General features: G+C 66.3%; 12 protein-coding genes. 8 read left to right on the top strand and 4 right to left on the bottom strand.

Annotated elements, in window-relative coordinates; translation table 11 throughout:
- The first annotated feature begins 78 nt into the window (after nucleotides 1-78).
- Entirely contained in the window at nucleotides 79-570 is a 492-nt protein-coding gene (locus ASE00_RS08130) for a methylated-DNA--[protein]-cysteine S-methyltransferase (protein ID WP_056378877.1), read from the top strand.
- Nucleotides 571-668: 98 nt separating this feature from the next.
- Here the strand turns inward: ASE00_RS08130 and ASE00_RS23375 are convergent, their stop codons facing one another.
- Entirely contained in the window at nucleotides 669-1,703 is a 1,035-nt protein-coding gene (locus ASE00_RS23375; protein WP_156405322.1) for an LPXTG cell wall anchor domain-containing protein, read from the bottom strand.
- Nucleotides 1,704-1,894: 191 nt separating this feature from the next.
- A complete protein-coding gene (locus ASE00_RS08120) occupies nucleotides 1,895-3,304 on the bottom strand; it encodes a protein adenylyltransferase SelO family protein (RefSeq protein WP_056378873.1) in 1,410 nt (469 codons plus the stop codon).
- A gap of 37 nt (nucleotides 3,305-3,341) precedes the next feature.
- Here ASE00_RS08120 and ASE00_RS08115 point away from each other — a divergent pair, with 37 nt between their 5' ends.
- From ASE00_RS08115 to ASE00_RS08085, 7 genes are all read left to right on the top strand, one after another.
- A complete protein-coding gene (locus ASE00_RS08115) occupies nucleotides 3,342-4,214 on the top strand; it encodes an alpha/beta fold hydrolase (protein ID WP_056378871.1) in 873 nt (290 codons plus the stop codon).
- A 5-nt stretch (nucleotides 4,215-4,219) separates the two neighbouring features.
- Entirely contained in the window at nucleotides 4,220-5,350 is a 1,131-nt protein-coding gene (locus ASE00_RS08110) for a glycosyltransferase (RefSeq protein ID WP_056378868.1), read from the top strand.
- A 115-nt stretch (nucleotides 5,351-5,465) separates the two neighbouring features.
- A complete protein-coding gene (locus ASE00_RS08105) occupies nucleotides 5,466-6,869 on the top strand; it encodes an NAD(P)H-dependent flavin oxidoreductase (RefSeq protein ID WP_056379453.1) in 1,404 nt (467 codons plus the stop codon).
- Nucleotides 6,870-6,955: 86 nt separating this feature from the next.
- Nucleotides 6,956-7,654 carry a glutamine amidotransferase gene (locus ASE00_RS08100; protein ID WP_056378866.1) on the top strand — a complete coding sequence of 233 codons (699 nt, stop codon included), beginning with the start codon at nucleotides 6,956-6,958 and terminating at the stop codon, nucleotides 7,652-7,654.
- A 62-nt stretch (nucleotides 7,655-7,716) separates the two neighbouring features.
- The gene (locus ASE00_RS08095; protein ID WP_056378864.1) at nucleotides 7,717-8,055 is read left to right on the top strand and encodes an STAS domain-containing protein; all 339 of its coding nucleotides are present in this window, start codon (nucleotides 7,717-7,719) and stop codon (nucleotides 8,053-8,055) included.
- Between the two features lie 22 nt (nucleotides 8,056-8,077).
- A complete protein-coding gene (locus ASE00_RS08090) occupies nucleotides 8,078-9,043 on the top strand; it encodes an MBL fold metallo-hydrolase (RefSeq protein ID WP_056378862.1) in 966 nt (321 codons plus the stop codon).
- Entirely contained in the window at nucleotides 9,027-11,063 is a 2,037-nt protein-coding gene (locus ASE00_RS08085) for a CHASE2 domain-containing protein (RefSeq protein ID WP_056378860.1), read from the top strand. The genes ASE00_RS08090 and ASE00_RS08085 overlap by 17 nt, the downstream gene beginning before the upstream one ends.
- Here ASE00_RS08085 and ASE00_RS08080 read toward each other — a convergent pair.
- Together ASE00_RS08080 and ASE00_RS08075 are read right to left on the bottom strand one after the other, a co-directional pair.
- Nucleotides 11,060-11,650, bottom strand: coding sequence for an OmpA family protein (locus ASE00_RS08080; protein ID WP_056378859.1), 591 nt, complete (start codon nucleotides 11,648-11,650; stop codon nucleotides 11,060-11,062). The genes ASE00_RS08085 and ASE00_RS08080 overlap by 4 nt on opposite strands.
- Nucleotides 11,647-12,078 carry a FecR domain-containing protein gene (locus ASE00_RS08075; RefSeq protein WP_056378857.1) on the bottom strand — a complete coding sequence of 144 codons (432 nt, stop codon included), beginning with the start codon at nucleotides 12,076-12,078 and terminating at the stop codon, nucleotides 11,647-11,649. The genes ASE00_RS08080 and ASE00_RS08075 overlap by 4 nt, the downstream gene beginning before the upstream one ends.
- Nucleotides 12,079-12,102 lie beyond the last annotated feature (24 nt).

Below are 12,102 nucleotides of genomic sequence, written 5' to 3'. Positions count from 1 at the left end.
GACGGGAAGCCACTTTCCGGCCTATCGTTTAGACCCGATTCGTTGGCGGCTCAGCCGCATCGAAAAAGGTCTCGAACGATGACTCTGGCTTTCACCATGCTGCACTCCCCGGTCGGTCCGCTCAAGCTCGTCGCGAACGATGCGGGGCTGGTCGCGATCTTGTGGCCTGACGACGATCCTCGCCGGGTGCGGCTGGGTCCGCTCGCCGCAGATGATCACCATCCCATCCTGGTCGAAACCGCGCGGCAGCTTGCGGAATATTTCGCGCGCACGCGGACCCGCTTCGATATTCCGCTAGATTTTCAGGGCACCGATTTTCAAAAGAGCGTGTGGCGGGCATTGCTCGCCATCCCCTTTGGCGAAACCCGCAACTATGCCGCTATCGCACGGGAGGTCGGCCGACCAGCGGCGGTGCGGGCGGTAGGGGCCGCCAATGGGCGTAATCCCATATCTATCGTTGCGCCATGTCACCGCGTGATCGGGTCGAGCGGAGCGCTGACCGGCTTTGCGGGCGGGTTGAAAGCAAAGGAGTTCCTCCTCCGCCTCGAAGGCAGCCGCGAAGCCGCATAGGAAAAGGGCGCCGCCTTTCGCCCGCCCCACTCCCGTCGTCCAGGGGAGAAGGTCGCGAAAGGCGGCGCCCGCCAGCCCTATCGGGCGAGGCCGAAGCCTCAGCTCGAATAGGCGGGCCGGAAGCTGGGCCGCGGCTGCTGCGGCGCCTTGGTGGTCACATATTCGGTGTGACGCTGGGGCGCGGAGGCAGCGGTAGGTGCGGGCGTGTAAGCCGGGCTCGGCTGCGTGCCTTGGGCCGCCATGCGCTCACGCTGGTCGAAGAAGTTCGCGCGTTTCAGGCGGCGGCGCAGCGACAGCGAGCGGTTGTCCGGGGTAGGCCCGCGATAGGCAGCCTGGGTATGGCGGCCATAGCGCGACAGATCGAAGCCTGCGGGGATCGCTGTAACTGGCGCGTCGGACGACACCTCCTCCGGACGACGGGGCGACATTGGCGGCGCGGCATAGGCGGATGGCGTAACGGCGACGGGTTCGGCGGCGAACGCGGTAGCTGGCGCCGCAACCGGCATCGGTTCGGGCTCTACGACAGTCGTCATGGCTGCAGGAGCATGAATCACATCCTCATCGTCGCGACGGCGGCGCGAGAAGGCATATGCACCCCCCGCCAGGAGCAGCAGCGCGCCGGCCGCGCCAGCGATAGGCAGGACGTCGTTAGAGGTGTCGGTCGCCGGTTGAGCGGCGGGCGTTGGCGCCGGAGCCACTACGGGCTCAGCGACCGCAGGCGCTGGGGCAGCCGTCGTCGCGACAACGGGCGGAGCGGCGACGGGCGCAGGAACTTCCGGCGCTGTGGTCTGGGGGGCGGGCGCAGCAGTGCGCGGAGCGGCAGTTGCAGCGCGCGGAGTCGCGGTCGTCCGCGTCACGGGCGCTGCAGCTACAGCGCTGGGCTCAGTATTGGCCGACATATCTGGGCCGAGATCGACCGAGACCGGGGCGGGCGCCTTGCTGACCGCAACAGGTGTAGCGGCGGGCGCGGCAGTTACCGCTGGGGCCGGGGTTTCGACCGGAGGCGGCGTGACGGTGACCGGCGCGGCTGGGGCCACATCGGCTGTCTGCGCGAAGAGGGGGGTGGACGACATGGCGAGGACAGCGGCAATCGCGGTCAGGCCGGGGCGGAGCTGGTTGTTTGCGTACCTCATGCCCCTATCAACCACAAAAACACGCGTGAGTTGCACTCATCTCCGACAAAAAGACAACTTCACGGGATGAATCGAAGCTAATTGTCTTTTTGTCGTGCCTGGATGAATGAAACTATATTGTTCTATTCATCTGCGATTAATTGAAATGTCGCCGAGTTAACGCTGGGCCACCAATATGAATAGATGTTCATCTAAAGCATGGCCACTCCGCGCATTGCTTCACCCATCCGCCTGATCGCATCCACCTTCATGTTCAGGGGCTCCCAATCGTCGCGTTCGTCGATCGCGCTCCAGATCGCCTCGACCTCGTCGATCAGCATCGAACAGGGATTGGCGTCGCTCCAATAGCCATGATCGAACGAAGCATTGCTACGATAGGGCGCGACCGCCGTTGCGAATCCCTTGAAAGCATCACTCTCGTAGATCGCATCGGCGGGGGACGCTGCACGCCGCTGGCCGCCGCGCCAGTCGAAAAAGAAGCGATCGACGCCCACTTTGGTCTGCTGTAGCGCTTCGTCCATTGCCTGGATCAGCGCGAGATCGGTTTCTGCGCCCTGCGATACGATGCCAAGCCGCGTGCACAGCGCCTGGATGACCTCACCCTCATAATGAGCGGGCCAGGCGTCGAGCGCCGGGGCCAGTTCCTCGGCTTCGGCCACCGTGCGCAGCGCCTTGGCGAGCTGGACGACGTCCCAGTGGATCGCCTGCGCCTGGCGGCCAAAGGCATAGAGGCCCTGGCTGTCGAAATAGGCGGCGGTGAAATTGGGGTCCCAGGTCGGCAGCCAGCGCCACGGGCCATAGTCGAAGCTCTCACCGGTGACGTTGATATTGTCGCTGTTGAGCACCCCATGGACGAAACCGGCCGCCATATAGCTTGCTGCCAGCCGCGCGGTGCGGCGGCAGACCAGATCGAGCAGCTGGCCTGCCGGGGTATTGCCGGGCGTCTCGTCATAGAGATGGGTGAGCGTGTAGCCGATCAGGTCGCGCATCACATCGGCCTCACCCAGCGTCGCGAGCCGTTGGAAGCTGCCGATGCGGATATGGCCATGGCTCAAACGCACCATCACCGCCGCGCGGGTGGGGGAGGGCTCGTCGTTGCGCTGGAGCGCCTCGCCGGTCTCGATGATCGAAAAGGTCTTCGAGGTCTCGACTCCCAGAGCCTCGAGCATCTCGGTCGCCAATATCTCGCGCATTCCGCCTTTCAGCGTCAGGCGGCCGTCGCCGAATCGGCTATATGGGGTCTGTCCCGATCCCTTGGTGCCCAGGTCGAGCAGCCGGCCCGCGCCGTCGCGCAGTTGCGCGAACAGGAAGCCCCGGCCATCGCCGATATCGGGATTGTAATTGCGGAACTGATGGCCGTGATAGCGCAGCGCGAGCGGCTGGGGGAGGTTGCGGGGCAGGGGTTCGAACCGCCCGAAATGGGCGATCCACTGTTCGTCGCTCAAGGTATCGAGGCCCACCGCCTTGTCCCAGCGCCGGTTGCGGAAGCGCAGGATCGTCTTCGGGAAGATCGCGGCGCTTACCGGATCGGACAGGCGGCCCTCCAATGTCTCGATCCGGGGATCGGCATGATAGGCGGCGGCTTGCGGGGCGATGGTCATGCGGCGATATGGGGGTGACGACCCCGGAGGTGCAAGCATGGCGGATTGGGAAGACGGTTATTGGTGGTCGAAGGATGGCCTGCGTCTTCATTATCGCGACTATCCGGCCTCGCCGCGCAGCAGGCAGCTGCCGATCATCTGCATTCCCGGCCTCACCCGCAACGCCCGCGACTTCGGCGAGCTTGCCGACCGGCTGGCCGGCAAGCGGCGGATCATCGTCGTCGAACTGCGCGGACGCGGCGAGAGCGAACGCGCCAAGGATCCGATGAGCTATGTGCCCGCGACCTATCTGGAGGACCTGACCGGGCTGATCGTCGAGCAGGCGCTCGACCGCTTCATCCTGTTCGGCACCTCGCTCGGCGGATTGCTGTCGATGCTGATCACGGCGACCCAGCCGGGCAAGGTGGCGGGGGTGCTGCTCAACGACATCGGGCCCGAGATCGACGCCGATGGTCTTGCGCGCATCCGCACTTATGTCGGCCGCAACAGCAGTTTCCCCACCTGGCTTCACGCCGCCCGCGCGCTCGCCGACGTGCACCGCGGCGCCTATCCCGATTATGGCCTGGACGACTGGCTCCTCATGGCCAAGCGGCTGTGCCGCCTCACCGCCGCCGGCCGTATCGTGATGGACTATGACGGCGCGATAGCCGAGCCGTTCCGGGTTCCGGGCAACGAGGCGCCCGCCGATCTGTGGCCGTTGCTCGATGCGATGAAGCCGATCCCCAGCCTGCTGCTGCGCGGTGCCCGCTCCGACATATTGTCCGCCGCAACTGCCGACCGGATGGCGGCGGCACTGCCGCTGATGGAGCGGGTGGAGATCGCGCGGACCGGCCATGCGCCGACGCTGTTCGAACCCGAGAGCGAGGCGGCGATCGACCGGCTGCTCGCGCGCATCGCCAAGGCGGGCTGACGGGCATGGCCCGCCCCGCGCGGATCCTCCATTGCCATTCGACCTTCACGCTCGGCGGCAAGGAAGCGCGTGCGGTGCGGCTGATGAACGCGTTCGGGGACGCGGCCGAGCATGTCGTGCTCAGTGCCATGTCCGGCGCGCTGGCGGCGCGCGAGTCGATCGATCCCGCCATCCGGGTCGCCTTTCCGGCGGACGCGCCGCCGCTCCACGGCAAACCCGGATTGCACCGCTATGCCGATCTCGCGGCTTATATGGCGGGCTTCGATCTGGTGCTCAGCTATAATTGGGGGGCAATGGATGTCGTCGGCGCGCGACGGCTGTTCGCCCCGTCCCGCCGCCTGCCGCCGCTGATCCACCATGAGGACGGCTTCAACGAGGACGAGGCGGAGCGTCAGAAGCCGGCGAGGGTCTGGTATCGGCGGCTGATGCTGCCCGCCGCGGCAAAGCTGGTCGTGCCGTCGCAGCGGCTCGAACGGATCGCGCGCGGCATATGGCGGCAGCCGGCCGTGCGGATCGAACGCATCCCCAACGGCATCCGCCTGCCTGATGAAGCCGAGATCGCCGCGCCCCTGCCGATTCCCGGCGTTGCGCCGGGGGGCGGGCTGGTGATCGGCACCGTGGCGGGGCTTCGCCCGGTGAAGAATCTGCGCCGGCTGGTGCGGATTTTCGCGAAGGGCGCGCCGGGTGACGCCCGGCTGGTGATCCTGGGCGAAGGGCCCGATCGCGGCGCGATCCTCGCCGAGGCCGCGCAGGCGGGCGTGGCGGATCGGGTGATCCTGCCGGGCTTCGTCCGCGATCCCGTCCGCTGCATGGCGGGCTTCGACATCTTCGCCCTGTCGTCGGACAGCGAGCAGTTCCCGATCTCGCTGGTCGAGGCGATGGCCTGCGGGCTGCCGGGGCTGATGACCGACGTCGGCGATATCGCGGCGATGGCCGCGCCCGAGAACCGGCCCTTCATCCTGCCGCCTTCCGACGAGGCGGGGCTCGCGGCGGGGCTGGCGCGCCTTGCTGCCGATCCGGCGCTGCGCCGTTCGGTCGGCGCGGCCAATCGCGGGGTCGCGCTCCAGGAATTTGCGGAACAGGCGATGATAAACCGCTATCATAAGCTATATTGGGACGTAATGCGGACGATCTGAGACGGTAACATGTCTCATAAAGATCCGGGCGCGGAGATTTTGCGCGCATTTTATGGCGCTTCGCCTTATAGGGCCCGGATTCTGCGGCGTCGCTCGCGCGTGTTTGGAGGTCTCGTTGTTCAAGGGTTTGCGGCCTATCGTCTATGGCGGGCGCGAAGTGTGGCCCCTGATCGAAGGCGGTAAGGGCGTCTCGGCCACGAACCACGCCAGTTCCGGCGCGTGGGCGGCGGCGGGCGGCATCGGCACCGTGTCGGCTGTGAATGCCGACAGCTACGATCCCGACGGCAAGATCATCCCGCAGATCTACAACGCGCTCACCCGCCGCGAACGGCATGAGGAACTCATCGCCTATGCGATCGACGGCGCGGTCGAACAGGTGAAGCGCGCCTTCGAGATCGCGGGCGGCAAGGGCGCGATCAACATCAACGTGCTGTGGGAAATGGGCGGGGCCCAGCGCATCCTGCACGGCGTGCTGGAACGGACCCGCGGCATGGTCGCCGGCGTCACCTGCGGCGCGGGCATGCCCTACAAGCTCAGCGAGATCGCGGCGTCCTACGGCGTCAACTATCTGCCGATCGTGTCGTCGGGCCGCGCCTTCAGCGCGCTGTGGAAGCGCGCTTATTCCAAGGCCGCCGAATGGCTGGCAGGGGTGGTCTATGAGGATCCCTGGCTCGCGGGCGGCCATAACGGCCTGTCCAACGCCGAAGATCCCAAGGCGCCGCAGGATCCCTATCCGCGCGTCAAGGCGCTGCGCGAGACGATGCGCAGCGGCGGCATTTCGGACGATGTGCCGATCATCATGGCCGGCGGCGTCTGGTATCTGCGCGACTGGAACGACTGGATCGACAATCCCGAGCTCGGCCAGATCGCCTTCCAGTTCGGCACCCGCCCGTTGCTGACCCAGGAAAGCCCGATCCCGCAGGGATGGAAAGACCATCTAACCAAGCTGGAGCCGGGCGACGTGCTGCTCCACCGCTTCTCGCCGACCGGCTTCTATTCGTCGGCGGTCCGCAATCCCTTCCTGCGCAACCTCGAAGCGCGGTCCGAACGTCAGATCGCCTTTTCGGGCGAGGCCGCAGGCGACCATCAATATCAGCTTGATGTCGGCGTAAAGGGCAAGAGCTTCTGGGTGACGCTGGGCGACCTGCACCGCGCCCGCGAATGGTATGGCCAGGGCTTCACCAACGCGCTGAAGACGCCCGACAACACGCTGGTCTTCGTCACCACCGACGAGATGAAGATCATCCGCAAGGATCAGGCCGATTGCATGGGCTGCCTCAGCCAGTGCGGCTTCTCGTCCTGGGCGGACACCGAAGGCAACTCCACCGGCCGCCTCGCCGATCCGCGCAGCTTCTGCATCCAGAAGACGCTGCAGGACATCGCCCATGGCGGCCCGATCGACGAGAACCTGATGTTCGCCGGCCACGCGGCCTATAAGTTCAAGCAGGACCCCTTCTATTCGAACGGGTTCGTGCCGACGGTGAAGCAGCTCGTCGACCGGATTTTGACGGGGGACTGATCTCTACCCAGCGAATAGAGTTTAACTTGGAGCCATTCAAGAAGCTCTGGCCTTGGTTTCCGGCGTTTTGTGGCTAGTCTTGCGCCATGAAGACCGCGCTGATCATCCGCCACACCCCCTATGAAGGCATTGCCGGTTTCCGCGCCCCCGTCGAAGCGGCGGGCTATGAGATCGACCGGATCGACGTCACCGATCCGGCCTTTCCCGATATCGATTTCGACGCGCCCGATCTGGTGGTGATGATGGGCGGGCCGATGGGGGTCTATGAGACCGACCGTCATCCCTGGATCGCATGTGAGATCGTGCGGCTGGCGCGGCGGATCATGCTCGACCGGCCGACGATCGGGGTCTGCCTTGGCAGCCAGATGATCGCCGCCGCGATGGGCGCGCGGGTCTATCCGGGGCCGGTCAAGGAGGTCGGCTATGCGCCGGTCTCGATCACGCCCGCCGGCTATGGATCGCCGCTGCGCCATATCGAGGATGTGCCGGTGCTGCACTGGCATGGCGATACCTTCGATCTGCCTGAAGGCACCGAACTGCTGGCCTCGACCGGCCATTATGCGCATCAGGCCTTCCGGCGCGGCAACAACATCCTCGCGCTGCAATGCCATCCCGAAATGGGCGAGGATCCGCGCTTCGACGTCTGGCTGAAGGATGAGCCCTATATCGAGGCGGCGGGCACCAGCGTCGCCGATCTGCGCGCGCAGAACGACGATCATGGCGTCACCGCCGTCGCGGCGGGACGGCGGCTGATGTCCGACTGGCTCGATCGGCTCGATCTGTAATTGCCACATTCCCTGTTGCGGCAAAGCAGGTTAGCATGGCCGTGACGAGGGGGAGTGTCCGCATGGATTGGACAGAAAACGCACGCGATGGGGCCATTGTAGGGCTGCCGAAAGGCAAGATCGACGAGAGCAGCGCACAGGATTTCGGCACGAAGCTGGAAGAGGCGGTCGGCCGCGCCGGCGCGGCATCGGCGAAGCTGGTCGTCGATTGTTCGGGCATCTCCTATATGTCGTCGCGCGGCCTGCGCGCACTGACCCTGGCCAAGCGCAAGGCTGATGGGCTTCGCGTTCGGATAGTGCTTGCCGCGCCGAACGATATAGTGCGCGAGATCCTGGCGATCAGCCGCTACGACAAGCTTTTCGGCGTGACCGATACAGTCGATGGCGCGCTAGCCGCCTGACAATCATTTCAGGGGATATCGCATGCTCGTCAGGTTTTGGGGAACGCGCGGATCGCTGGCGGTGGCCCCGACCGCTCAGTCGATAAAGGGCAAGATCGCCCGCGCACTGGTTGCAGCGGGCGGGCGCAGCTTTGCCGACGAGAATGAGGCGGCTGCCTTTGTCGAGGGCGAACTCGATTTCGCGACGGGCGGCACCTATGGCGGGGCCACCACCTGCGTCGAGATCGAAGCGCAAGGCGACGGATCCTTCATCCTGTGCGATTTCGGCACCGGCGCGCGCGAGTTCGGGATCAATGCCTTCGGTCGCATCCTTCAAGGCCATAAACGGGTCTTCAACGTCTTCATGTCCCACCTTCACTGGGATCATATCAGCGGTTTCCCCTTCTTCGGACCGGCCTTCGATCCCAATACCCGGATCGTCATCCATTCAGGCCATGCCGATGCGGAGAAGGCGTTCCGGCGGCAGCAGGAGGAGATCAGCTTCCCGGTCGCCTTCGATTGGCTGCGCGCCAAGATCGAGTTCGTCATGCTCACGCCGGGCAAGACCTATCATATCGGCGGGGTCGATGTTCAGGTGATGGAGCAGCATCACAGCCACAAAAGCTACGGCTATCGCTTCACCGATACCGCCGGGAAGACCGCGATCTTCTCGACTGACAGCGAGCACAAGATCGACAGCATGGAGGGCGAGGTCGAAGTCGCGGCCTTCTTCCGCGATGCCGATCTGGTGATCTGCGACACTATGTATTCGCTCGCCGATGCGGTCTCGATGAAGGAGGACTGGGGGCACAGCTCGAACATCGTCGCGATCGATATCTGTCACGAGGCTGGCGCGAAGCGGCTGGCGCTGTTCCATCACGAACCCGTCTACAGCGACGACGACATCCAGCGGATGCACAGGGAAAGCATCCGCTATGAGGAGCTGACCCGGCGCGAGCAGCCGCTCGAGGTGCTGTGCGCCTATGACGGCCTTGAAGTCCGCCTTTAAACGTCACCATCGCATCTGGCTCGCCGGGGTTGCGGGCCTGCTGCTCGCATCGCTGCTCAGCGCCTGGGGCGGAGAGGCGATGCGCCGCCCGCTGTTCGACCTGTGGCAGCGGACCGCCCCGCGCGACATGTCAGGCACGAAGGTCCATGTCGTGCTGATCGATGGCGACGGGCTGGCGGCGGTCGGCCCCTGGCCCTGGCCGCGCTATCATATGGCGCGGCTGACCGAGGAGATCGCCGCGCGCCACCCGAAGGCGATCGGCTTCGACATGCTCTTCCCCGAACCCGATCGCGTTCGCCCCGACATCTTCGCGGCGCTCTATCCTGAGCTCAGCCTGGCTGCCGCTGCCGAGGTGCAGGCGCTTCCGCCGATGGACCGGCTGTGGGGACAGGTGATCGGCCGCGCGCCGGTCGTGCTCGGGCGCGCGGGCGTCGCCGCGGGCGGGAGCGACCCCGGCCAGTTGTTCGTCGACGCAGAGGTCAAAGGCGCGTTGCCGCCCGCGCTTCCCGCCGAGCCGCGCGTGATCGCCAATATCCCCGATCTCGAACAGGCCGCGCTCGGCCATGGCCTGCTCAACGGCCGCCCCGACAGCGACGGCGTCGTCCGGCGCGTGCCGACGCTGATGAAGGTCGGCGGACGGCCGATGCCCGGTCTGTCGCTCGAACTGGCGCGGATCGGGCTCGACGCAACCGCGATCACCGCCGGGCCTGGCAGCATCGCGATCGGCGAGCGGCGCGTTCCGGTCGATGATGAAGGACGGCTGCTGCTCCACTTCGGCCATTTCCCGCCCGAGGCGATCAGCTCCGCCGCCGATGTGCTGCGGCAGGGCTTCCCCGCCGACGCCTTCGCCGGACAGATCGTGCTGGTCGGTCTCGCCGCCGAGGGCACCGCCGACATCGTCGCGACCCCGCTCGCGGCCGAATATTATGGCCCGCTCGTCCAGGCGCAGGCGCTCGATGCGATCCTGCGCGGCGGCTGGCTCGAACGGCCGCGCTGGGCTGCCCCCGCCGAATGGAGCTTGGGGCTGCTATTGGCGCTGCTTGTGCTGCTGCTCGCGCCCGGCAGGCGGCGACTGTGGCTGCTTGCCCCCGCCATGATCGCGGTCACCGTTCCGGCCGGGGCGTGGTTCGCCTTCGCTGGCCTGTCATGGCTGATCGATCCGCTGCGGCCGCTGCTGCTCGGCGGAGTGACGGCGGCGGGTGTCGCGGGCGGGATGTTCGTCGAGGCACGGCGCGAGCGTGAGCGGCTGCGCGAGACGCTGGTGCGCGAACGCATCGCCGCGGCGGCGACCGAGGGCGAGCTTCAGGCGGCACGCACGATCCAGCTCGGCATGCTGCCGCCGCGCGCCGACCTTGCCCGCATCGATCCGCGCATCGATGTCGACGCGCTGCTCGAACCCGCCAGATCGATCGGCGGCGACCTCTATGACGTGATCCGCCTCGATGCCGATCGCATCGCCTTCCTGGTCGGTGACGTGACGGGGAAGGGGGTGCCCGCCGCGCTGTTCATGGCGCTGTCGAAGGCGCTGGCGAAGAGCGTCGTACTGCGCGGAACGCCGAGCCTCGCCGACGCCGCCTTCATCCTCAATGAGGAGCTGATGCGCGACAACAGCGAGTCGATGAACGTCACGATGCTGGTCGGTATCCTCGACGCCTCGACCGGCGACCTGGTGCTGATGAGCGCGGGACATGAGGACCCGCTCCATGTCCGCACCGACGGCACGATCGCGATTCACAAGCTCGACGGCGGTCCGCCCTTCTGCATCGTCGATTTCCCCTATCCCGACGAGCCGATGAAGCTCGCCCCCGGCGAAACGCTGGTGCTGATCTCCGATGGAGTCAGCGAAGCGCTGAACGGGGCCGACGCGCTGTTCGGTCATGAACGGCTGCTTGCCGCGCTGGAGGGCCGCAACAGCGCGACCGCGATGATCGAGTCGGTCCGCGATGCGGTGCGCGCGTTCGAGGATGGGACCGATCCGACCGACGACCTGACGGTGATGGCGGTCCGCTATCTGGGTTAGCGGACGATCACCACGACACGGCGATTTGCCGGGTTCGGCACGCCATCCCCGGTCTGCTCGCGCAATTCGCGCTCGCCGCGCCCGACCGCGCTCATCATGTCGCGCTCGATCCCCTGCTCGGCCAGCGCCGCGAGAACGTCTTCCGCGCGGCGCTGCGACAGCCGGTCATTGTCCTCGTCGCTGCCGACCGTATCGGTATAGCCGGTCACCTGTACCTCCGCGCCGGGCCGGCCGGCGATTTCCTTCTTGAGAAAGTCGAGCCCCGGCCGCGAGTCCGGGGTGAGCTCGGTGGTGCCTTCCTTGAAATAGAGGGTCAGACGGACCGGGCGTGGCGGCAACGCCTCGATCAGCGCTCGCTGTTGAGCGCTCAGCTTCGACGGGTCGATCGCCTTGGTGTGCGGCTTGCCTGCAAGGTTGGTGCGGCTGTTCAGTTCGCTGACGACGACCTCGGCCGGCTTGCCATTCTCCTCGATCACCGCGACCGCGCCCTGCTTGCCTTCCTCGCTCGGCAGCAGGGTGAGCGACGGCGTCGCGCAGCCGCTCAACAGTGCCGCGAGCGCGAGCGGCGGAATCAGGCGGCGGCTCATTTTGGCACCTCGACGATGAAGCGCGTGCCCCGCACGCCCAGCAGCGAGGTCGGCGTGCGCACCTTCATCGCATCCTGCTTCGACTTCGCGATCTGCCCCGAGACCACCGCGAGCGAACCCCGGTTGACGCGGGTGACGAAACTGCCGGCCTGGGTGGTGCGGTTATAGTCGAACTGATCGACCGAGATGCGGCTGTTCGGCCCGACCGAGAAGCGCGTGTCGTCGATGAAGGACAGGCTCATCTGCCCGTCCTTGCCGGTCACCAGCGTATCGCCGGGCTGCAGCTGAAAACCGGGCGCGGGCTTCAGCTTTGCGCTGCCCCGCTCGACCGTTGCAACGCCCATGATCCGCTTGACGCGGCCGATCTCCGCCCAGGCGGGTTGGGCGAGCACCGCAAGCCCCGACGCGATCAAAATAATCCTGCGCATGATTCTCGCCATCCCCATGACCAG

Origin of the sequence: Sphingomonas sp. Root710 (genome assembly GCF_001429065.1) — a bacterium.
Taxonomy (GTDB): domain Bacteria; phylum Pseudomonadota; class Alphaproteobacteria; order Sphingomonadales; family Sphingomonadaceae; genus Rhizorhabdus.
The sequence above is the reverse complement of the archived record's forward strand: the minus strand, read 5'-3'. Positions and strand labels throughout refer to the sequence as shown.

Bases quoted from the DNA above. Each gene is read 5' to 3' on its own strand.
- ASE00_RS08130 (WP_056378877.1), top strand. From the start codon at position 79: ATGACTCTGGCTTTCACCATGCTGCACTCCCCGGTCGGTCCGCTCAAG.
- ASE00_RS23375 (WP_156405322.1), bottom strand. From the start codon at position 1,703: ATGAGGTACGCAAACAACCAGCTCCGCCCCGGCCTGACCGCGATTGCC.
- ASE00_RS08120 (WP_056378873.1), bottom strand. From the start codon at position 3,304: ATGACCATCGCCCCGCAAGCCGCCGCCTATCATGCCGATCCCCGGATC.
- ASE00_RS08115 (WP_056378871.1), top strand. From the start codon at position 3,342: ATGGCGGATTGGGAAGACGGTTATTGGTGGTCGAAGGATGGCCTGCGT.
- ASE00_RS08110 (WP_056378868.1), top strand. From the start codon at position 4,220: ATGGCCCGCCCCGCGCGGATCCTCCATTGCCATTCGACCTTCACGCTC.
- ASE00_RS08100 (WP_056378866.1), top strand. From the start codon at position 6,956: ATGAAGACCGCGCTGATCATCCGCCACACCCCCTATGAAGGCATTGCC.
- ASE00_RS08095 (WP_056378864.1), top strand. From the start codon at position 7,717: ATGGATTGGACAGAAAACGCACGCGATGGGGCCATTGTAGGGCTGCCG.
- ASE00_RS08090 (WP_056378862.1), top strand. From the start codon at position 8,078: ATGCTCGTCAGGTTTTGGGGAACGCGCGGATCGCTGGCGGTGGCCCCG.
- ASE00_RS08080 (WP_056378859.1), bottom strand. From the start codon at position 11,650: ATGAGCCGCCGCCTGATTCCGCCGCTCGCGCTCGCGGCACTGTTGAGC.
- ASE00_RS08075 (WP_056378857.1), bottom strand. From the start codon at position 12,078: ATGCGCAGGATTATTTTGATCGCGTCGGGGCTTGCGGTGCTCGCCCAA.